The following is a 21,092-nucleotide window of genomic DNA, read 5'->3' on the forward strand; positions in this document are numbered from 1 at the left end:
TACGCTACTGCCGTCCGCATTCGCACAGCTCACGCGTCTAGCCACCGAGATGGAACCAATGCGATCTCAATCCGAACTTGAACCGAGCATCCGTGCCGGCAATCGAGATCGTCTTCTTCGAGCCGACCAAACTCAACGAGTTCACTCGACCGCCCCATTCGCCGCCACCGGCGCGCTTCGTCACTTTAAGTTGTTTGAGCTTACCGATCGAGGGATATGCCTTCTCGATCGTAGCTGCGGAAACCTTGATCTTCCAGGAGTGGTTCGCATTGCCGGACCAGCCGTCATACTGGTCGGACTTGGACGCCAAGTAGGATTGGCTGCCTTTTGCCGTCCAACCACCCGAGGATGACGAGAATTGGGTGAAGGCAGCCTGACCCTTGTAGGTGAGGATCTTGCCCTTAGTGCCAGCGATGGCCGAATCGGTGGCCGTTGTTTCGCGAATCACGCCGCTGTAAACCTGGCAGGCAGTCGTGTCGCAGATGTCGTAGTACCGAGATGACGAGATACTCCGAACACCGTAGGTACGTGCCGCTACCGACTGCGCCTTAAGCGCCTCGGGCATCCAACTGGACGGCATTTCCGCTGCGACAACGCCACGGGTGTAATCCTCGATCGACAAGGAGTTGACCGTGTTGCGATACGTCGCTCCGGACTTGGGTAAAGCCGACCGAAGCGCACCACGCACGACCTTGCCGCTGCCGTTGGGCATAACCAAAGTCAGCTTCGACGGCCCTTCAAACTGACCTTCTCCGGTCCATTTGGTGTCCTTATACGTCTTCCAGACCGATGATGTGCGGTATTGCAGCGTCGACTGCTTGCCGTTACCGGGAGTCGGGACAATATTCCATCGAATTACCGATTTTCCGCCGATGGTCGTGGGCAGGCTTATTACCGATTTCTTGGCCAGGTTGCGGAACTTCAACCCACTCGTTGACTTCACCATGACTGAATCGGTCGTGTCTGCCGAAATTAGCACGCGAATAGATCCAGACTTGGTCGACAGCGCGGTTCCCGGATAATAATGCGCGAGAATCTGGTTGTATTTTTTGCCTTGCTTGGCTGCTCCCTGCGCGCCATATTGGCTCATCCCAATGCCGTGGCCATAGCCGTGACCCGCAATTGGGACCGAGCGTGCCGACGTGACGGTATAGGACTCAGTCGATGTCTTGGATTTGGTCGGTAGGTCGAAGCGAACCTTCGCTGAGGTAGAACTCCCAACACGATTGCGCGCGGTAACCGTGAAGAAATAATCCGCACCCGGATTAGGCTTAAGCCCCTTCGCAACCACCGACGTACCCCTCTGCGACGGCAACACCGTCGAACACGTCGTAGCCTTCGCATTCGTGGTCAAACACACCGAATACGTCTCCGCATTCGCCGCCGACTTCCACGACAACGACGCACTATTAGACGTCGGCACCGCCTTCAAACCCGTCACCACCGCCGGCTTCGGCACCGATGCCGATGCTCCAGTTTTCAGTGTCTGCTCCACACGATCACGCAGGCCGTTCTTCGCACTCAGCCATTTGTAAGCAATGATCCCTGGGCATGCCGTGCCCACGACATTTCGGTGTCCCGAGATCAGGTTCAACGTATGTTTGTCGATCCGGTCATACGTACCGGTGAGCGTTGATCGGACGTGCCACGTGCCCTTCGCTTTGAGGCCCATCTGGCCGAAACGCCAGGCAATGAGTTTCACCGTTGCGTCCTTCATCGCCGTGCTCGGCCCAACCTGACTCTTATTGCCTTCCTTAACTGTGCCGAAGTTGCCGGCGAGAGAAACACCCATCGCGTAAGTGTTGACCTCGTTGTTGCCTGAGTGAGCTGCCCGCACCTGCTTAGTGATGCCACCAGCACGGCCTTCGAAGATCTGGCCGTATTTGTCAACGATGAAGTTGTAGCCCAAATCGCACCATTTGTGGCCCTTCATGTGATAAGCCTGATCGCCACGGACGATTCTCGCCGAATCCTTTTTTTCGTAATTGTTGTTACCAGCTGTGTGATGAACGACCGCGCCCTTCGTCTTGGATACGGTTTGTGGCGAGCTGCAGTATGTAGGTTTGGCCGCGCCCCACGACTTACGCGAGATGATGGTCGGCTGTGGTGGCCGCCCGGCTGAACTCGCCACGGTCGTCGCTCGCGCTGTGCCGTCGATCACCGAATTCGTCGTATACGCCGCTGACGACACTGCGGTTGAATCGGTCCCAAGACTCCCAGCCTCCGTCACGGTCGTGAGGTTGCCATCGGTGGAAGTCTTTCCCGCGTCGATCGTCATAACTTTGATGTCTTCAGGAGTATTGCCCGAGGCAGTCTTCACCCGTGCGGCGATGCCATCGGCCTCGCCGACCCAGATCGGCTCAGTTCCAGGTCGTCCACCGGCGCTGGTGTCATCGACATCGAGTGATTCCCAAGCCGACCAGGTGCCGTTGGTGCGGGTGCGGATAGCGACTCGCACATCGGTTTCCTGCGTCGCAGCGCTCCACGTAACGCCGACCGTGCCGAAATTTTTCGTCGTCGTCTTGGGTAGCTCGGCAACCACCTTGGACTTGGCCGAAGCCGATGGGCCTGTCGCGACTGCGGGCACGGCGGTCTGCTGATCGCTGACAACCGGCGCCTTCACCGGAGTTTGGGGCACCACTTTGTCGGGTGTCACTTTGTCGGGTGCCGCCTGCGGAGTCGATTCAGGCATTGCTGCTTGTCCGATCGCAGTTGTGCGAGCGAAATCGTGCTGGCCGCCGTCATGTGCGCCATTGAACAAGAGCCCCGTCGCGACGAGCGCAACGGAAGCACCGACGGCAGCGCAACGAGGTATCAAGCGCCAGGAATGCATGGGGAAGTCCGATCCTGTGACAGATGTTACTGGTGTTACTGAAGTGGTTACTCGAGCAAATTATGCCCATACAAAAGGGGCATTGACCAGCGCGAACGCGTGACCTGCAGAACTACAACTATGTCATTTCTGCTGATGCGTCGATTCAGGAAATTTAACGTCAGACCTGTCGATGCATCCGTCGGGCGACTTCGGCCACCGATCCCGACATCGACGGATAGACCGTGAATGCTTCGGCGATCTGATCGACCGTCAACGAGGCCGAGACCGCAAGCGATATCGAGTGGATCAACTCCGAGGCGCGCGGACCGACGACCACTCCCCCGATAATCACTCCCATGCCCGTACGGGCGAAAAGTTTCACGAAGCCGTCATGCACGCCCTGCATCTTGGCGCGAGCATTCGACGACAGTGGAATCGTCGCGACATCGACCTGCAGTCCCAACTCGTCAATCTTGACCTGGGACATTCCGACCGTAGCGATCTCCGGAGCGGTGAAGATGTTGCTGGCAACATTGTTCAACGCGAGCGGCCGCACCGAATCACCCAAAATGTGTGACATCGCGATCCGTCCCTGTTGGGCCGCCACCGAGGCGAGCATCAGCACGCCAGTGCAGTCGCCGGCCGCATAGATATCGCGCGCCGTTGTGCGGGAAACCTTGTCAACTCGGACAAAGCCCCCGTCGCCAAGTTCAACACCAACATTCGACAGGCCCAGACCATCGGTGTTGGGGATCGACCCGAGCGCCAGCAGACAATGCGACCCTTCGATGATTCGGCCGTCGGTCAACGTCACGAAGACTCGGTCGCCGTCACGACGAACCGACTGCATACGAGATTTGTCCATGACCTGCATACCGCGTCGCGTGAATACATCTTCGATCACGGTGGCGGCGTCGACATCCTCGCCCGGGAGCACTCGATCGCGACTCGACACGAGCGTGACGTTGGCACCAAGCCCGTTGTAAGCGCTCGCGAACTCAGCGCCCGTGACACCCGAGCCCACAACGATCATGTGCTCAGGCAACTCGGTGAGTCCGTAGACCTGCTCCCAAGTCAAGATGCGCTCGCCATCGGGGATCGCGTCGGGGCTGATCCGGGGGTGGGCGCCAGTAGCGATCAGAACCGCATCGGCCTCGATACGTTGCTCGCCGGTCTCGGTCGTCGCGACGACCACGCCGGCGCGCTCGATGTAGCCGGTTCCGCGGATCAACTGGACAGCACTTGCCCCTAACCGCTGCTCGATGTCCTCAGACTGTGCCGCAGCCAAAGCTTTCACGCGGGCGTTGACCGCAGCCAAGTTGATGTGGATCTCACTGGGGATCTCGATCCCCAGTTCGGAGGAGTCCGACACCTCGGTGATCAGGTCGGATGTCGCGATCAGTGTCTTACTCGGCACGCAATCGGTGAGGACGGTTGACCCGCCCCAGCCATCGCGCTCGACGATCGTCACCTCCGCTCCCAGCCGTGCGGCCACCAGTGCCGCTTCGTATCCGCCAGGTCCGCCGCCAATGATCGCCACATGAGTCACGATCACATTGTGGCCCACAATCGTGACCAACCGTCAATCGTCCTGTCGTAACCTAGTCCTTGTGACCCCTCAGATTCTTGCTACCGAAGCCGCCGCCGCCCTCCGTGACCGCACTGGCGGGCACGATCATGACATCGCGCTTGTGATGGGATCGGGCTGGCTACCGGCCGCCGATGCCTTGGGCGCGCCGGAGTATGAATTTCCCAACACCGAACTCCCCGGCTTCAGCGCGCCCGCCGTCGAGGGCCATGGTGGCACGATCCGTTCGGTCAAGGTCGGCGATAAGCGGCTCCTGATCTTCCTTGGCCGCACGCATTACTACGAGGGCCGCGGCGTCGCAGCCGTCGTTCACGGCGTACGTACCGCTGCCGCTGCGGGGGTCAAGACCATGGTCCTGACCAATGGCTGCGGTGGACTCAACACCGCGTGGGCTCCGGGCACCCCCGTGCTGATCAAGGATCACATCAACCTGACCGCGCAATCACCGATCGAGGGCGCCAACTTCGTCGATCTAACCGATCTCTATTCAGCCCGCCTTCGTACGCTGTGCCGCCAAGTTGACCCATCGTTGGACGAGGGCGTCTACGTCCAATTCACCGGCCCGCATTACGAAACGCCCGCCGAGATCAAGATGGTGCGCGCGATCGGTGGCGACCTCGTCGGCATGTCGACCGTGCTCGAAGCGATCGCCGCACGCGAAGCCGGTATGGAAGTACTTGGCTTGTCGCTCGTGACCAACCTCGCGGCCGGCATCAGTGGCGAACCGCTCAACCACGCCGAAGTCCTCGAAGCTGGCAAGTCGGCGGCAACGCGCATGGGCCAGTTGTTGGCCGAGATCCTGCCGAGGATCTGAGATGGACCTCCTAGAACAGGCTCAAATTTGGCTCGACCAAGACCCCGATCCGGTCACACGTGCAGAACTTCAACAGCTCATCGACGACAACAATCTCGTCGAACTCGGCGACCGGTTCTCTGGACGACTCCAATTCGGTACGGCCGGGTTGCGTGGCGCACTCGGCGCGGGCCCGAACCGGATGAACCGGGTGGTCGTTGGTCAGGCTGCGGCCGGTCTCGCGGCCTACCTGTTGGCCCGTGAGCCACATCCGTCCGTCGTGGTCGGCTACGACGCCCGCCACAACTCCGATATTTTTGCCAGTGACACCGCCGAGATCATGACCGGGCTCGGCGTCAAAGCTCACCTGCTGCCGACCTGCCTGCCAACGCCGGTTCTCGCCTTCGCGATCCGTCACCTGGGCGTCAGCGCCGGCGTCATGGTCACCGCATCCCACAATCCGCCACAGGACAATGGCTACAAGGTCTACCTCGCCGACAGCAGCCAGATCGTTCCGCCCGAAGACACCGATATTTCCGCCGCAATCGACCGCGTCGGGCCGCTCAACGAGTTGCCGCGCAGCGAGCGTTATGTGCGGCTCAACGACTCGGTTCTCGATGCCTATCTCCATGCCGTCGTGGCGCTGCCGACCGGAACTGCTCGCGACATCATTGCGGTATACACACCAATGCACGGCGTCGGCAGGGACACCTTGGTCGAGGCCGTTCGTCGTGCCGGTTTCCCGCCAGTCCATACGGTCCCTGAGCAAGGTGATCCAGACCCAGACTTCCCAACCGTCGCGTTCCCCAACCCCGAGGAGCCGGGTGCGATGGATCTCGCGCTCAAGCTTGCCTCAAAGGTCGGCGCAGACATCATCGTCGCGAACGATCCCGATGCCGATCGATGTGCTGTTGGTGTGCGCGACGGTGAGTCCTATCGGATGCTCTCTGGCGATCAGGTCGGCTCGCTATTGGGTGACTTCATGCTTCGCCGTGGTATCAAGGGCACCTACGCTGCCTCGATCGTCTCCTCCAATATCCTCGGCAAACAGGCCGCAGCATATGGGCAGCCCTTCGAGCAGACGCTGACCGGCTTCAAGTGGATCGGGAAGATTCCGACGCTTGCCTTCGGCTATGAAGAAGCCCTCGGCTACGCGGTCGCGCCCGACATCGCCCGTGACAAGGACGGCGTCTCCGCCATCATCCGGGTGCTCGAACTCGCTGCCGAGTTGAAGGCCGAGGGGCGCACGATCCTTGACCAGCTCGGTGACATTGCCCGCGAACATGGTTTGTATGCCACCGGCCAGCTGTCGGTTCGCGTTGAGGATCTGACAATCATCACCAACGCAATGCACATTCTCCGGACCACTCCCCCTGTTGTCCTCGGCGGCCTGCAGGTGGAATCAATTGACGATCTTGCCGACGGCTACAACGGGTTGCCGCCAACCGATGGCATCCGGCTAGGCCTCGCCGGCGGTGCACGGATCATCTGTCGACCGTCGGGCACCGAGCCCAAGCTGAAGTGCTACCTCGAGGTCATCGTGCCGGTCGCGGACTCGATCGACGCCGCTCGCGCCGACGGACAGCGCGCGCTCGACGCGATCAAACACGATCTGGCGGTCGCACTCGAGCTCTGACCCACGGCGTAACGTCATCCCGAACGGGGTCCATAGAGTCCGCTCGGGATGACATTATGACGTTTCGGTTGCGGGGTTCGCGGGGAGCGGCTCTGCGACTAACCTTGGACGTGCGGTCTCACCGCAGCGACCGCATTGGGAGGAAATGTGACAGGCGCGTCATTGCGACGAACGCTCGAGGGATTACCCGGCGTCGATCAGGTCGGGCTGGAAGCACGGGCAACAATGCTCGGGACCCGGTCGATCAAGACCACATCGAAGCAATGGGCGATTGATCTGGCCATTTCAATGGTCGACCTCACCACCCTCGAAGGCTCCGACACGCCCGGCAAGGTCCGCGCTCTAGCCAATAAGGCAATGCGTCCCGACCCGAGCGATGCGACGTGCCCCGCCGCGGCGGCAGTCTGCGTCTATCCCGACATGGTCAAGATCGCCAAGGAAACACTCGGCGACAGTGGTCTCAACGTTGCCAGCGTGGCCACCGCATTCCCATCCGGTCGCGCATCGATGGAGGTCAAGCTCACCGATGTCCGCGATGCGGTAGCAGCGGGCGCCGACGAAATCGACATGGTTATTGACCGTGGCGCTTTCCTGACCGGCAACTACGACCTCGTGTACGACGAGATTGTCGCCACGAAGGAAGCCTGTGCGCGTCCGGACGGCAGCCGCGCACACCTCAAGGTGATCTTCGAAACTGGCGAACTCCAGACTTATGACAACGTGCGCAAAGCTTCGTGGCTGGCCATGATGGCCGGCGGTGACTTCATCAAAACGAGTACCGGCAAGATCCAGCCGGCCGCGACGTTGCCGGTGACGTTGCTGATGCTGGAAGCCGTACGCGATTTCCGGCTTCAGGAAGGCCGTCAGGTCGGGGTCAAACCCGCCGGCGGCATTCGTACGTCAAAGGACGCTATCAAATATTTGGTCACGGTCAACGAGACCTGCGGCGAGGACTGGCTATCGCCCAACTGGTTCCGCTTCGGCGCCTCATCGCTGCTCAATGACCTACTCCTGCAACGGCAGAAGATGAAAACCGGCCGCTATTCTGGCCCCGACTACGTGACCCTGGACTGATCATGAACTCGAAGTTCGAATACGCTCCCGCACCCGAGTCGCGCTCAATCGTCGACATCAAATCTTCCTACGGCCTGTTCATCGACGGCAAGTTCGTAGACAGCACAGGCGTCGAGGGCGCTGGCACCTCGTTCAAGACGATCAACCCGGCCACCGAAGAGGTGCTGTCCGAGGTCGCCGAGGCTTCTGCTGCCGATGTCGACCGTGCAGTCGCGGCCGCCCGCGCCGCCTACAAGAAGACCTGGTCGAAGATGCCTGGGTCCGAACGCGCCAAATATCTCTACCGGATCGCCCGCATCATCGCCGAGCGCAGCCGCGAGTTCGCCGTCCTCGAATCACTTGACAACGGCAAGCCAATCCGTGAGTCTCGCGATGTTGATGTGCCGCTCATGTCGCAATGGTTCTTCTACTACGCCGGCTGGGCCGACAAACTTTCGTATGCGGGCTGCGGCACGAATCCGCAACCACTTGGCGTTGCCGGTCAGATCATCCCGTGGAACTTTCCGGTCATGATGTTGGCCTGGAAGGTTGCGCCGGCCCTCGCTGCGGGCAATACCGTTGTGCTCAAGCCAGCCGAGACCACACCGCTCACAGCGCTGCTGTTCGCCGAGGTATGCCAACAAGCTGACCTGCCCCCGGGCGTCGTCAACATCGTCACCGGCGCCGGCTCGACCGGCCAGGCGATTGTTGATCATCCCGATATCGACAAGATCGCCTTCACCGGCTCGACTGCGGTCGGCAAAGCCATTGCGCGTTCGGCCGCCGGAACGACCAAAAAGGTCACCCTTGAACTCGGTGGCAAGGCCGCCAACATTGTGTTCGACGACGCGCCACTGGATCAGGCGGTCGAGGGAATCGTCAACGGAATCTTCTTTAACCAGGGCCATGTCTGCTGTGCCGGCTCCCGCCTGCTGATCCAGGAAAGCGTCTACGACGATGTTCTTGAGCGGCTGAAGCGTCGTATGGCGACGCTGAGCCTCGGCGATCCATTGGACAAGAACACCGATATCGGTGCGATCAACTCGGCCGCACAACTCGACCGAATCAAGGCGCTCACTGCGGTCGGCGATGCCGAGGGCGCTGAGCGCTGGTCGGCACCGTGTGAGTTGCCGACCGATGGGTTCTGGTTCGCACCGACAATCTTCACCGGCGTCACGCAAGCGCACCGGATCGCGCGCGAAGAGATCTTCGGCCCAGTCCTATCGGTCCTAACGTTCCGCACCCCCTCTGAGGCAGTCGAGAAGGCCAACAACACGCCATACGGACTCTCCGCGGGGGTCTGGACCGAGAAGGGCTCACGCATCCTGTCGATCGCCAGCCAGCTCCGCGCCGGCGTGGTCTGGGCCAACACATTCAACAAATTCGATCCGGCTTCGCCGTTTGGCGGCTACAAGGAATCGGGTTACGGACGCGAGGGCGGCCTACACGGACTCGCCGCTTACCTGAAGGGTGGCAACTGATGAGCGAGCGCGAGCGAGCGACCAATGGGCGCGTCAAGTCACGACTCGCCTACCGTTTTTTCTTAAGGGGGGCCGTGGCATGACTCGGCTTGATGTCCGCAAGACCCATAAGCTCTATATCGGTGGGGCCTTCCCGCGCAGCGAATCCGGGCGCACGTACGAGGCGCTCGATCACAAGGGCAATTTCCTGGCCAATATGTCGCAGGCTTCCCGCAAGGACGGCCGCGATGCCGTACTCGCCGCCCGCAAGGCGTTCGGCGGCTGGGCTGGTCGCACGCCCTACAACCGCGGCCAAGTCCTCTATCGTATCGCCGAAGTCATGGAAGGGCGTCGCGATCAGTTCATCGAACAACTGCGCGCCGCCGAAGGTCTCAACGCGAAAACTGCAGCAACCTACGTGGACGCCGCGATCGACCGGGTCGTTTGGTATTCGGGTTGGGCAGACAAGTATGTGCAAGTGCTCGGCAATGCCAATGCCGTATCCGGCCCGTTCTTCAACCTGTCTACACCTGAGCCGACCGGCGTCGTCACAATCGTCGCGCCCCGCGGAGCGCTGCTTGGCCTGGTCAGTGTCATTGCTCCAGTCATTGCAACCGGCAACACGGCCGTCGTCATCACCAGCGAGGACCACCCGATTCCGGCGGTCACACTGTCCGAGGTCATGGCGACGTCCGATCTACCCGGCGGCGTCGTCAACATTCTGACCGGCAAAGCCGCCGACATCGGACCGTGGCTGGCCTCGCACATGGACGTCAATGCGTTGGACCTGACCGGCGTCGACGATCCCGAGCTCGCGGTCGCGCTGGAAGTTGCGGCGGCCGATAACCTCAAGCGGGTGCTTCGTCCGCCCGCGACCAAAATCGATTGGCTCGCCGAGCCGTCGCTTGATCGGCTCGCCACCTTCGTCGAAACCAAGACGGTCTGGCACCCGATCGGCGTCTGATCGACGTGCGGGATCTGGGATTCCGTTACTGTCGAACTAGTTGGGCTTTTCGGGGGCGACCACGCCACGGAACGAGGACGAAGAACCTCATATTCGGCATAATTTTGTCGTTCGCTCTTGCCGGGTGTGGTTTTGCCGGAGGTAGTTCAGTGCTCTCCTCTCAGGAATGGAAGACCGCGCGGCAAGACGCAATCGACCAGGTGACCAAAATCGCGTCCAACGCCTCCACCGACTCGTACGACGTGGCCGAAGAGATCGGGGCGTGCGAAAGTGGCGATGCTCTCGATGACTCAATCGCCCAATCGACCTATCAGATCAACGCTCACCTGCTGCCTGCTGCCAAGCAATATCTTGATGGGTCAGTACAGCCCAAACTGAAGACGGACGGCTGGGCGTTCCGGAATCGGTCAAATGATGAAAATAATTTGGCCGGAACGTCGCTCGACTATTATTGGACCAAGGGCGAATCGAGCCTTAACGTGACCATTTGGACTTCCGATGGCCAAGAAGGCATCAGCATCAGCACAGTCTCGCCGTGTGGCAAAATCGGCAAGACCCGCTATGGCAGCGTCCAAGGGGACGACCCCTGGTATCTAGCGCCGACCGTCAAAGGCCCGACCGTCAAGGACAACAAGAACTGACCGTCGCCTAGTGCCACGCTTGATAATCGCCTGTCCTATGCTGGTTTCCCGTGGGCGTCGTCATACTCGCTGGTCCTTCGGGCTCAGGCAAATCCCGCTTGGCCGCGCGCCTGGGGCTGCCGGTTCTTCGACTGGATAACTTCTACCGCGAATGCGATGACGCAGATATGCCGCAAAGCTCGCTCGGCATTATCGACTGGGATGATCCAGCGTCTTGGGACCACGACGCTGCTTTAGGCGCGATCATCGAACTCTGCCATAACGGCAGCGCAGAGGTCCCCCGCTACGACATCGGACTGAGCCAACGCGCGGACGCCTCCCGCCTCGATGCCCCGGACGGACGGTTCGTCGCCGAGGGCCTATTCGCCACCGAGATTATCGAGGCCTGCCGAACGACCGGCAGCTTGGACGCCGCCATCTGCGTACGCCATCACCGTCTCATCACGTTCGTGCTGCGCTTCAGTCGTGATCTCCGCGAGGGCCGCAAACCGCCGCATGTACTCATTCGGCGCGGCTGGCGACTCATGCGTGCCGAACCGGCCATCATCGCCGATGCGATCACACACGGCTGCACCCCGATGACCCCCAAACAGACTGAGAAACACCTGCTGGCCATCTGAGCGACAACCAGCCCAGATCTTTAGCGCGAAGTCGGCGAGTTCATATTGGTGTCGGCCCACGCGGCCTTTGCCCCGCTATGACCGATCCGGGCGATCTGCACCGTGGTGCCGGCTGTTCCAGCGATCGCCAGTACAGCGACGCCGACCATGATCGCCCGTCCGATCGAATGTCCGGACGCTACCCAACGCTGGATGCCATAGATGACGACGGCGATAACCAGCAGCGCGATCATCCATGGCAGCAGCCCATCGGCCAACTGAGTGTGCTTCTCAAGAAGCGCGGACGGCGCAACATGCTTCTCCAGCGTTTCACCGGTGGACGTCGACAACGGCACAAGGATGAGGCCGATCAGGCTCAACAGCATCGGTACAACTCCAGCCCAAGTCCGGAAGCGTTTCGAAACGCTCGCCAGCAGGACAACGAGCGCTGCCATGGGCACGATCACCACGGTGGCGTGGACCATCAGCGGATGGATTGGCAGGCCGTAAAAGCTATTCGGCATAATTACTCTCTAGTCGAAGCGATGAGGGGAATGACCTTGCTCACGACAGCCCTATGATTTTTCACGCACTGCGAGAAAGCGACCGTCGTGGATCTGAACTTAGGCGTATAAACCTGCCGACAACCTGAATGGACTCACACGGTCAGGAAACCGATATTCCCGCACATTGAGTCGGTCGTGACAGAACTTCTGACCGTGACCCGGTGGCCTTCGTGGCGGAAACGCGCGTCGCCTGAGCCATCCGCGGCGCACGATAGTAGAAATAAATCGTTCCAACGGCCGATTTCTGCAACACGTTCTACCAGTTGATGGGTACGGTGTCCGTGAGGGTAGAGTCTGTGAAGAGGTGGCAATGACCGGGGCGAAGACAACCGAGGAACTTGTGCGCGTTGTTATCCGTTTTGCTGGAGATTCTGGCGACGGCATGCAGCTCACCGGCGATCGGTTTACCGAGGAGACGGCTGCGTTCGGTAACGACCTGTCGACACTGCCCAATTTCCCGGCCGAGATCCGAGCACCCCAGGGCACGCTGCCGGGTGTCTCGTCGTTCCAGATCCATTTCGCCGACTACGATATTTTGACCCCCGGTGACCGACCCGACGTCCTGATCGCCATGAATCCAGCTGCCCTCAAGGCCAACATCGCCGACCTACAGCCCGGCGGCACCTGCATCGTCGACAGCCACGAGTTCACCGCACGCAATCTCAAGAAGGTTGGTTACGAGAGCAACCCAATCGACGACGGTTCGCTCACCGACTACAATCTCCAGCCGCTCGATCTGACCGGTATGGCAGTCGAGTCGATTGCCGAGTTCGGCTTGTCGCGCAAAGACGCGCAGCGTTCCAAAAACATGTTCGCGTTGGGTTTGGTCAGCTGGATGTATGGGCGCTCGATCGACGGAACGATCGACCAGCTCGGCAAAAAATTCGCCAGCAAACCGACGATTCGCGACGCCAACATCACCGCATTACGCACAGGTTGGAACTTCGGCGAAACAACCGAGGCGTTCGGCGTTCAATACATCATCAAGCCCGCCATTGTGCCGGCCGGCCGTTACCGCAATATCAGCGGCAACCTCGCCCTCGCCTACGGCATCGTCGCCGCCGGACAATGCACCGGCCTGCCAGTGTTCCTAGGCGCATATCCGATCACGCCGGCCTCGGACATTTTGCACGAGCTGTCGAAGCACAAAGCCTTCGACGTGACGACCTTCCAAGCCGAAGACGAGATCGCCGGCGTCGGTGCCGCGCTCGGCGCCTCATACGGCGGACGACTCGGCGTCACAACGACGTCTGGACCGGGGCTCGCACTCAAGGGCGAGACAATCGGTCTCGGCGTCATGCTCGAACTCCCGCTGCTCGTCATCGACGTCCAGCGCGGCGGGCCGTCGACCGGGCTGCCGACCAAGACCGAACAATCGGATTTGCTTCAGGCCATGCATGGTCGCAATGGCGAAGCCCCCGTGCCGGTCGTCGCTCCACGCTCCCCCTCAGACTGTTTTGCCACGGCGATCGAGGCTGCCCGGATCGCGGTTGAGCACCGCACTCCGGTGATCCTGCTGTCAGATGGTTATCTCGCCAACGGTTCCGAGCCGTGGCTATTGCCCGCGGTCGAGGATCTGCCCACGATCAAGCCGAAGTTCGCGACCGCCGATGACAGCACGACATTTCTGCCCTATGCCCGCGACCCCGAGACGTTTGCCCCAGTGTGGGCGCCGCCGGGAGTTCCGGGTCTCGAACATCGAGTCGGTGGACTCGAAAAGGCCGACGGCACCGGGGCGATCTCCTATGATCCGCAGAATCACGACCTGATGGTGCGCAACCGACAGGCCAAGGTTGACGCGGTCGCCGCCTCCATACCGTTGCTTGAGGCCGACGACCCCAGCGGTGCCGCTAAAGTTCTCGCGCTGGGCTGGGGATCGACGTACGGTCCGATCGGCGCGGGTTGCCGGCGCGCTCGAGCCGCCGGATATTCGATCGCGCAGGTTCACCTTCGCCACCTCAACCCGTTCCCAGCCAATCTCGGCGACCTGCTCAAGGCGTACGACCGAGTGATCCTGCCGGAGATGAACCTCGGCCAACTCCGATCACTGTTGCGCGCGAAGTACCTCATTGATATCGAGGGCTACAACAAGGTCCGCGGCATGCCATTCGGTGCTGAGGAACTCGGAGACCTGTTCATGTCGATCTGCAAGGAGGTCGCCTCGTGAGCGCGGTTGATCTACCCATGCCCGGGCTTTCAGGGGTCCCGGTCGCACTCTCGCCACAGACGCGCAAAGATTTTGCCTCCGATCAGGAGGTGCGCTGGTGTCCCGGTTGTGGCGACTATGCGATTCTCGCCGCGATGCAGGGCTTTTTGCCTGATCTGGGATTGCGCAAAGAAAACATCGTGTTCATTTCCGGTATCGGCTGCGCGGCTCGGTTCCCGTACTATCTAGACACCTACGGCATGCATTCGATCCATGGTCGTGCGCCAGCGATCGCCACGGGGCTTGCGACATCGCGGGAGGACCTGAGCGTCTGGGTCGTGACCGGTGATGGTGATGCACTGTCGATCGGCGGCAATCATCTGATCCACGCTCTCCGGCGCAACGTCAACATGACGATCTTGTTGTTCAACAACCGGATCTACGGGCTGACGAAGGGGCAGTACTCCCCCACGTCCGAACCCGGCAAAGTCACCAAGTCGACGCCATTCGGTTCGGTGGACATGCCGCTCAATCCAATCTCGCTTGCGCTCGGTTCCGAGGGCACCTTCATCGCGCGCACGATCGACTCGGACCGCAAACATTTGACCGCCGTCCTGTCCGCCGCGGCTGCCCATCGCGGCACCGCACTTGTCGAGATCTATCAGAACTGCCCGATCTTCAACGACGGTGCGTTCGCGGCAGTCAAGGATCCCGACCGTCGCGATGAAGCGATCATCCGGCTCGAACATGGTGAGCCGATCCGTTTCGGCGTCGAGGGTCATCGTGGGCTGTTCCGGACCGCTGCGACCGGCGGGGTCGAAATAGGAGAAGTGACTGCTGCCAATGAGTCCGACGTTTTGATCCACGATGCTCATTCGGCCGATGGCACCACCGCTTACGCGCTGTCCCGGTTGACCGATGCAGGCGTCGTGCATCAAGCTCCGATCGGAATTTTCCGCCAGGTCGAGCGGCCCGCATACGACGATCTGGTCCGGGATCAACTGAAACTGGCCGGCGATCGGCCGTCGCTGCAAAGTCTCATCGACGGCCCCGATGCCTGGACCATCGACTGACCCGCTAAACAGTTTCCCAGGATAACCCCGAAAGTTGTCACTTCTAACAGGTTATAACGTGTTAGAAGTGACAGGAATCGTGGTTATCGTGGGAAACCGACGGGGGTTAGAGCGCGTCGTAGCCCGGTTTGATGACGTCATTGATGAGGACCAGCCGTTGGTCGAAGGGCAGGAACGCGCTCTTCATTGCATTGATCGTGAACCAGCGAATCGCTTCAAGATCGTAGCCAAAGGCAGCAGTCAAGAGCTCGAACTCACGACTCATCGACGTGCCACTCATCAATCGGTTGTCACAATTGACGGTGACCCGAAAACCGAGCTCCTTGAGCGGTCCGATTGGATGCTCGGCAATCGACGCCGCTGCGCCGGTCTGCAGATTGGACGACGGGCACATCTCCAGCGGGATCCGGGTGTCACGGACATATGCCGCTAACCGACCGAGCACCGGGTTGTCCGGATCGGTGAAGTCGATGTCGTCGATGATGCGGACGCCGTGGCCGAGGCGATCGGCGCCACAACGCTGGATTGCCTGCCAGATCGAGGGCAGCCCGAAGGCCTCACCCGCGTGGATCGTGAAGTGCGCGTTCTGTTGGCGAAGGTATTCGAAAGCCTCAAGGTGAAGGATCGGTGGGAAACCGTCCTCGGCGCCAGCGATATCGAAACCGAACACACCGGCATCGCGTCGCTCGACGGCGATCTCGGCGATCTCCATACCGCGATCGGCATGCCGCATTGCCGTGACCAACTGGCCGACGACGATCGGCTTGCCGGCATCGGCGGCTTGCCCGATGCCCAGCTCAATCCCCGTCTGCACGGCATCTACCGCATCCCGGAGCGACAACCCCTGGGTCGTGTGTTGCTCGGGGGCCCAGCGCAACTCGGCATAGACGACGTTGTCATTGGCGAGATCAAGGACGGATTCGGCAGCGACCCGAATCAGGTGCGCCTCGGTTTGCATGACCGCGACCGTATGGTCGAAGGTCTCAAGATAGCGCTCCAGTGACCCGGAATCACAGGCCTCGACGAACCAGCGGCCAAGGCTCGCGGCTTCGTTGGCCGGTAGTTCGTGACCAATCTCGTTTGCGATGTCGATGATCGTCTGGGGCCGGAGGCCACCGTCAAGATGCTCGTGCAGAGTAACCTTGGGTGCGGCCTGGATTTGTTCGGAAGTCGCGGTCATGAGTCCATCAGAAGAACGACTGATTCGGCGACACACGCGGGCTTTTCAACGCCATCGATCTCAATTGTGTAGCGCATGATGGCCTGCTGACCCTTGGGAATATCGGTGACTTCGGCCAGTTCGATGTGCGCGCGTAGTTTGGAGTCGACCGGAACCGGTGCCATAAAACGCACCTTGTTGATGCCGTAGTTGACCCGCGCGCGGGTGCCAGCGAACGCGAAGACATGCGCGCCAAAGAACGGCAGCAGCGACAACGTCAGATAGCCGTGCGCGATCGTCGTACCGAACGGCCCGTCGGCCGCGCGCTCAGGATCAACATGGATCCATTGGTGATCGCCGGTGGCAGCAGCGAATTGATCAATCCGCTCCTGAGTGATCGAGATCCACTCGCTCGTTCCGAGTTCGGTCCCCGATGCTTCGGCAACTTCATCTTTGTCGTTGAAAACACGCATTACATCAACCTAACTGATGACCTTGTCGATCACGACGTTACCCGATCCCAAAAATTCGGTGCCGATATCGAATGCGCCCTCAAGCGCCTCGATCGATCGTGCGAAGCGTTCGGGAGTGTCGGTGTGGAGCGTCATGAGTGGTTGCCCAGCCACCACCGTATCGCCGGGCTTGGCATGTAGTATAACCCCGGCCGCGGCCTGAACTGCCTCACCCGGACGCGATCGACCGGCACCGAGCCGCCATGCGGCCACCCCGACGCTCATGGCATCGAGCCGAGTCAAAATGCCGGCCGTGGGTGCGTTAAGAGTCTGGGTTTCTTTCGGTTGCGGCAACGGCGCATCGGGATCTCCGCCCTGTGCCGAGATCATCCGGCGCCACACATCCATCGCGCGGCCGGAAGCGAGCACCTCGGCCGGGTCGACGTCGGTCTTCCCTGCCGCCGCCAGCATTTCGCGAGCTAGAGCAAGGGTTAGCTCGACCACATCGGTCGGGCCGCCGCCAGCAAGCACCTCCACCGATTCGGCGACCTCGCAAGCATTGCCGGCGGTACGGCCCAGTGGCGTCGACATGTCAGTGAGCAGCGCAACTGTCCTGACGCCTGCATCCGTGCCGAGCGCAACCATGGTCTCAGCGAGTTCGCGTGCATCGTCGAGCTGCTTCATGAAAGCGCCCGAACCAGACTTGACATCGAGGACAAGCGAGCCGGTACCTTCGGCGATCTTCTTGCTCATGATCGAACTGGCGATCAGCGGGATTGCCTCAACGGTGGCCGTCACATCGCGCAGTGCATACAATTTTTTGTCCGCCGGCGCGAGCCCGGGCCCAGCGGCACAGATGACCGCGCCGATGTCCTCGAGTTGACGCATCATCTGAGCATTGTCCAGATCAGCCTGCCAGCCAGAAATCGCTTCGAGTTTGTCGAGGGTGCCGCCGGTATGCCCGAGGCCGCGACCCGACAACTGCGGAACGGCTACTCCGCAGGCGGCGACAAGTGGTGCAAGTGGCAGCGTGATCTTGTCGCCAACGCCGCCGGTCGAATGTTTGTCTGCAGTAGCCCATGACAAGCCGGAGAAATCCATGCGCTCACCGCTGGCGATCATCGCCGCGGTCCAGCGGGAGATTTCGCGACGATTCATGCCATTGAGCAGGATCGCCATCAACAGCGCAGACATCTGCTCGCTCGCAACGACTCCGCGCGTGTAGGCGTCGACGACCCAATCGATCTGTGGATCGGTCAATTCGGCCTTGTCCCGTTTGGCGGCGATGACCTCGACCGCGTCAAATGCTTCCGTCATGCGTGCGCTCCCAGCTCGACCGGAATGGATTGATAGCCGCGAAGAACGAATGTCGGACGGCGCGGCGCTTCGTTCGCGAGCCGGACCGCAGGGAATCGCTCAAGGAGTTGCCCGAGAGTGATGCCTAACTCCATCCGGGCAAGCGGCGCACCGAGGCAGAAATGCAAACCCATGCCGAAGCCGACATGGGGATTGGGATCACGTGCGACATCGAAGGAATCGGCAGCCGCGAACACCGTCTCATCGCGATTCGCCGATCCCAACAGGGCGGCGATCTTCTGTCCCTTGTGGACGGTCGTCCCAAACAGTTCGAGGTCTTCGGTCGCGGTGCGCTCGAACAGTTGCGCCGGAGCATCGAAACGGATCAGCTCCTCCAGAGCGATCGCCATTGGCACCGCGCCGGACTGGACGCGGGTTAGCTGATCTGGGTGCGCCAAGAGGGCATGGATGCCGTTGCCGAAGGCATTGACAGAGGCCTCGTGACCGGCATTGAGCAGAAGCACAACCGAAGCGACGAGTTCATCGTCACTGAGCTTGCCTTCGCCGTCGCGCGCCGCAATCAGGTCGGTCAACAGGTCTTCGCCCGGATGTGATTTGCGCTCTTCAACAACCCCGCGCACGTAGTCGCTGAAAGCAATGCTCGCCGCAACCGCAGCAGTCTTGATGTCGGACCCGACGCCCTGCTCATACATATGGACGATGTCCTGGGACCAGTCCCGAAGTTTGAGGTGATCCTCACCGGGTACACCCAACAGATCGGCAATGACAAGTACCGGCAGCGGCTCGGCGTAGTCGGCCAGCAGATCCGCAGTTGGCTTCCCAGCCAACTCGTCGAGAAGTTTAGTGGCCAGTTCGTGCACCCTGGGTCGCATCCGCTCGACGTGGCCGCGGCCAAAAGCGGCCGCCACAAGGCGCCGTAACCGAGTATGGACCGGCGGCTCATTTTCCATCATTTGATTGCGATGCAACGCGTTGAACGGCTCCATCTCGCAGGCCGGTTCCCAGTCAGACCAGAGCCGGCCAAGCGTACGATTGCGCAGCGTTTGGCTCACCGATTGATGCGTCGTGGTCAGCCATTTCTCACCGCACTCATGCCAGAGCAGTGGCCCTTGCGCACGAAGTTCGGCCATCGCCGGATAGGGATCAGCCAAAAACTGCTGGTCGGCAAAATCGATATTCGTCGTCACAGTCACGTCTTGTTCAAATCCTCCACATCGAACGCGTCGGGAAGTACGTCGGACATCACCTTGATGCCATGCGCGGTCATCAACTGCATATCCGGTCCACCGTTCTCCCACAATAGCTGGCGACAACGACCACACGGCATCAACGGGTTGCCACCGGAATCGACACAAACCACTGCCCGAAGCCGACCGCCGCCGGTCGCATGGAGCGCCGACACCATTCCGCACTCGGCGCACAGAGCGACGCCGTAAGCGGCGTTCTCAACATTGCATCCCAGCACGACCCGGTCGTCGTCGACGAGACCCGCCACGCCGACCTTAAAATTGGAGTAGGGAGCGTAGGCCCGACTCATCACCTCGGTCGCATAACCGCGCAGCGCCTCCCAGTCGATTGGTGCGTCTGAAGCGGTGTGAAACGAATCCAGTATCGAGTTCATAACTAGCCCGCTGATCCCTTTCGATAGATCTTGCCGTCGGCCGCCGGCATTCGAAGCCGTTGCGCGCCAAGCGCGAGCACCAACAACGTCGTCACATAAGGCGTCATACCGGTGAAGTCACGCGGAACGGTGTCAGTCGTGAAGAACCACACCAGGATCGCGCTGCCGCCGATGCCAATGACAATGCCGGCCTTGAGCTGGCGACGTACGATCCGCAGCACCGCAAACGCGATCAACGCCAGTGCGATCAGCAGCAATAGGGCGTGCACGGCATGCGCATCGCGCAGGCGAAGCGAATCGGTGTAACCGAACATCAGCGCTCCGGTGAACAATCCACCCGGTCGCCAATTGCCAAAGATCATCGCGGCGAGGCCGATGTAACCGCGGCCGCCGGTCTGCCCGACGCTGAATCCGCTTGAGGACACAAGCGCGAGGAAGCCGCCGCCGATGCCCGCCAGCGCGCCGGATATGAGGACTGCGATGTGCTTGTAAAGAATGACGTTGATGCCCAGTGTTTCAGCGGCTTGGGGGTTCTCACCGCAGGAACGCAAGCGCAGGCCGAACGATGTGTGCCATAGGACATAGCCCGACAGGATCACCAACAGAAAGCAGAGCAGGCTCAGGGTCGAGATCCGGTCGGTCAGGGCGGCGATGAACGAGGCCACGTCGGAGATAATGAACCAGTGTTTTCCTGCCAGGCTCACCATCCAATCCCCCAATCCGGGGATTGTTATTCGCGTTGGCGATTCGAGGCCAACGAGCTGACGCGGACCGCCGCCCTCGTAGTCGGGAAACACCGACTCGGCAAGGAACGTCGCTGCGCCCGCACCGATTAGGTTGATCGCAACACCGGACACAATGTGGTCGACACCGAAAGTGATCGTGGCGATGCCATGCAGCAGTCCACCGATCGCACCCAACAGCGCCGCGCCGATGACGCCCACCCAGGGCCCGTAGTGATAAGTGAAGAACGCCGCGCCCCAGGTCCCGAGAATCATCTGACCCTCGAGGCCAATGTTGACGATGCCCGCACGCTCAGCCCAAAGTCCGCCAAGGCCAGCCATGAGGATGGGGCAGGTTGCGATAATCGCAGCCCGCAAGGTGCCAGTTGACGAGATGTCGTTCGTGTCGGTTACCAGCCGAACCAGCGACACAACGGCAATTCCACCGAGCGCAATGACGAACCAATAGCGGCTAAATTTACTCATG

General features: G+C 60.8%; 18 protein-coding genes. 9 read left to right on the forward strand and 9 right to left on the reverse strand.

Annotation, left to right across the window (positions count from 1 at the left end; genetic code table 11):
* Positions 1-37: 37 nt before the first annotated feature.
* Together AC2YB9_RS14295 and AC2YB9_RS14300 are read right to left on the reverse strand one after the other, a co-directional pair.
* Positions 38-2,833: a SpoIID/LytB domain-containing protein gene (locus AC2YB9_RS14295; RefSeq protein ID WP_487266009.1), complete on the reverse strand. Its 2,796-nt coding sequence runs from the start codon at positions 2,831-2,833 to the stop codon at positions 38-40.
* Between the two features lie 160 nt (positions 2,834-2,993).
* Positions 2,994-4,364 carry an NAD(P)H-quinone dehydrogenase gene (locus AC2YB9_RS14300; protein WP_487266010.1) on the reverse strand — a complete coding sequence of 457 codons (1,371 nt, stop codon included), beginning with the start codon at positions 4,362-4,364 and terminating at the stop codon, positions 2,994-2,996.
* 61 nt (positions 4,365-4,425) lie between these two features.
* Here AC2YB9_RS14300 and AC2YB9_RS14305 point away from each other — a divergent pair, with 61 nt between their 5' ends.
* The 7 genes from AC2YB9_RS14305 (at position 4,426) to AC2YB9_RS14335 (ending at position 11,570) form a co-directional block, all read left to right on the forward strand.
* Positions 4,426-5,217: a purine-nucleoside phosphorylase gene (locus tag AC2YB9_RS14305; protein WP_487266011.1), complete on the forward strand. Its 792-nt coding sequence runs from the start codon at positions 4,426-4,428 to the stop codon at positions 5,215-5,217.
* Position 5,218: 1 nt separating this feature from the next.
* Positions 5,219-6,832, forward strand: coding sequence for a phospho-sugar mutase (locus AC2YB9_RS14310; RefSeq protein ID WP_487266012.1), 1,614 nt, complete (start codon positions 5,219-5,221; stop codon positions 6,830-6,832).
* Positions 6,833-6,979: 147 nt separating this feature from the next.
* Complete coding sequence (gene deoC / locus AC2YB9_RS14315; protein ID WP_487266013.1) at positions 6,980-7,906, forward strand: deoxyribose-phosphate aldolase; 927 nt, start codon at positions 6,980-6,982, stop codon at positions 7,904-7,906.
* A 2-nt stretch (positions 7,907-7,908) separates the two neighbouring features.
* The gene (locus AC2YB9_RS14320; RefSeq protein WP_487266014.1) at positions 7,909-9,366 is read left to right on the forward strand and encodes an aldehyde dehydrogenase family protein; all 1,458 of its coding nucleotides are present in this window, start codon (positions 7,909-7,911) and stop codon (positions 9,364-9,366) included.
* A 79-nt stretch (positions 9,367-9,445) separates the two neighbouring features.
* Positions 9,446-10,309, forward strand: a complete 864-nt coding sequence (locus tag AC2YB9_RS14325) for an aldehyde dehydrogenase family protein (protein WP_487266015.1) — start codon at positions 9,446-9,448, stop codon at positions 10,307-10,309.
* Between the two features lie 149 nt (positions 10,310-10,458).
* The gene (locus AC2YB9_RS14330) at positions 10,459-10,950 is read left to right on the forward strand and encodes a hypothetical protein (protein ID WP_487266016.1); all 492 of its coding nucleotides are present in this window, start codon (positions 10,459-10,461) and stop codon (positions 10,948-10,950) included.
* A 50-nt stretch (positions 10,951-11,000) separates the two neighbouring features.
* Positions 11,001-11,570, forward strand: a complete 570-nt coding sequence (locus AC2YB9_RS14335; RefSeq protein WP_487266017.1) for an ATP-binding protein — start codon at positions 11,001-11,003, stop codon at positions 11,568-11,570.
* A 20-nt stretch (positions 11,571-11,590) separates the two neighbouring features.
* Here the strand turns inward: AC2YB9_RS14335 and AC2YB9_RS14340 are convergent, their stop codons facing one another.
* Positions 11,591-12,073 carry a DUF2231 domain-containing protein gene (locus AC2YB9_RS14340; protein ID WP_487266018.1) on the reverse strand — a complete coding sequence of 161 codons (483 nt, stop codon included), beginning with the start codon at positions 12,071-12,073 and terminating at the stop codon, positions 11,591-11,593.
* Positions 12,074-12,425: 352 nt separating this feature from the next.
* Between AC2YB9_RS14340 and AC2YB9_RS14345 the strand changes: the two genes are divergently transcribed.
* Both AC2YB9_RS14345 and AC2YB9_RS14350 read left to right on the forward strand, forming a co-directional pair.
* Positions 12,426-14,282, forward strand: coding sequence for a 2-oxoacid:acceptor oxidoreductase subunit alpha (locus AC2YB9_RS14345; protein ID WP_487266019.1), 1,857 nt, complete (start codon positions 12,426-12,428; stop codon positions 14,280-14,282).
* Positions 14,283-14,299: 17 nt separating this feature from the next.
* The gene (locus tag AC2YB9_RS14350; RefSeq protein WP_487268623.1) at positions 14,300-15,334 is read left to right on the forward strand and encodes a 2-oxoacid:ferredoxin oxidoreductase subunit beta; all 1,035 of its coding nucleotides are present in this window, start codon (positions 14,300-14,302) and stop codon (positions 15,332-15,334) included.
* Positions 15,335-15,440: 106 nt separating this feature from the next.
* On the opposite strand, the gene AC2YB9_RS14355 is transcribed toward AC2YB9_RS14350, so the two are convergent.
* From AC2YB9_RS14355 to AC2YB9_RS14380, 6 genes are read right to left on the reverse strand one after another with little or no spacing between them, the layout of a single operon-like run.
* Positions 15,441-16,514: an adenosine deaminase gene (locus AC2YB9_RS14355; RefSeq protein ID WP_487266020.1), complete on the reverse strand. Its 1,074-nt coding sequence runs from the start codon at positions 16,512-16,514 to the stop codon at positions 15,441-15,443.
* Positions 16,511-16,966, reverse strand: coding sequence for a MaoC family dehydratase (locus AC2YB9_RS14360; protein WP_487266021.1), 456 nt, complete (start codon positions 16,964-16,966; stop codon positions 16,511-16,513). Before AC2YB9_RS14360 ends, AC2YB9_RS14355 begins: the two co-directional genes overlap by 4 nt.
* Before the next feature lie 9 nt (positions 16,967-16,975).
* Positions 16,976-18,262 (reverse strand): thymidine phosphorylase, encoded by a 1,287-nt coding sequence (locus tag AC2YB9_RS14365; protein ID WP_487266022.1) that lies wholly within the window; start codon positions 18,260-18,262, stop codon positions 16,976-16,978.
* Positions 18,259-19,455, reverse strand: a complete 1,197-nt coding sequence (locus AC2YB9_RS14370) for a cytochrome P450 (RefSeq protein ID WP_487266023.1) — start codon at positions 19,453-19,455, stop codon at positions 18,259-18,261. The genes AC2YB9_RS14365 and AC2YB9_RS14370 overlap by 4 nt, the downstream gene beginning before the upstream one ends.
* The gene (locus AC2YB9_RS14375; RefSeq protein WP_487266024.1) at positions 19,452-19,883 is read right to left on the reverse strand and encodes a cytidine deaminase; all 432 of its coding nucleotides are present in this window, start codon (positions 19,881-19,883) and stop codon (positions 19,452-19,454) included. The genes AC2YB9_RS14370 and AC2YB9_RS14375 overlap by 4 nt, the downstream gene beginning before the upstream one ends.
* 2 nt (positions 19,884-19,885) lie before the next feature.
* A complete protein-coding gene (locus AC2YB9_RS14380) occupies positions 19,886-21,091 on the reverse strand; it encodes an ABC transporter permease (protein ID WP_487266025.1) in 1,206 nt (401 codons plus the stop codon).
* Between the last annotated feature and the right edge of the window lies 1 nt (position 21,092).

This window comes from Aeromicrobium changchenzhani (assembly GCF_057586615.1).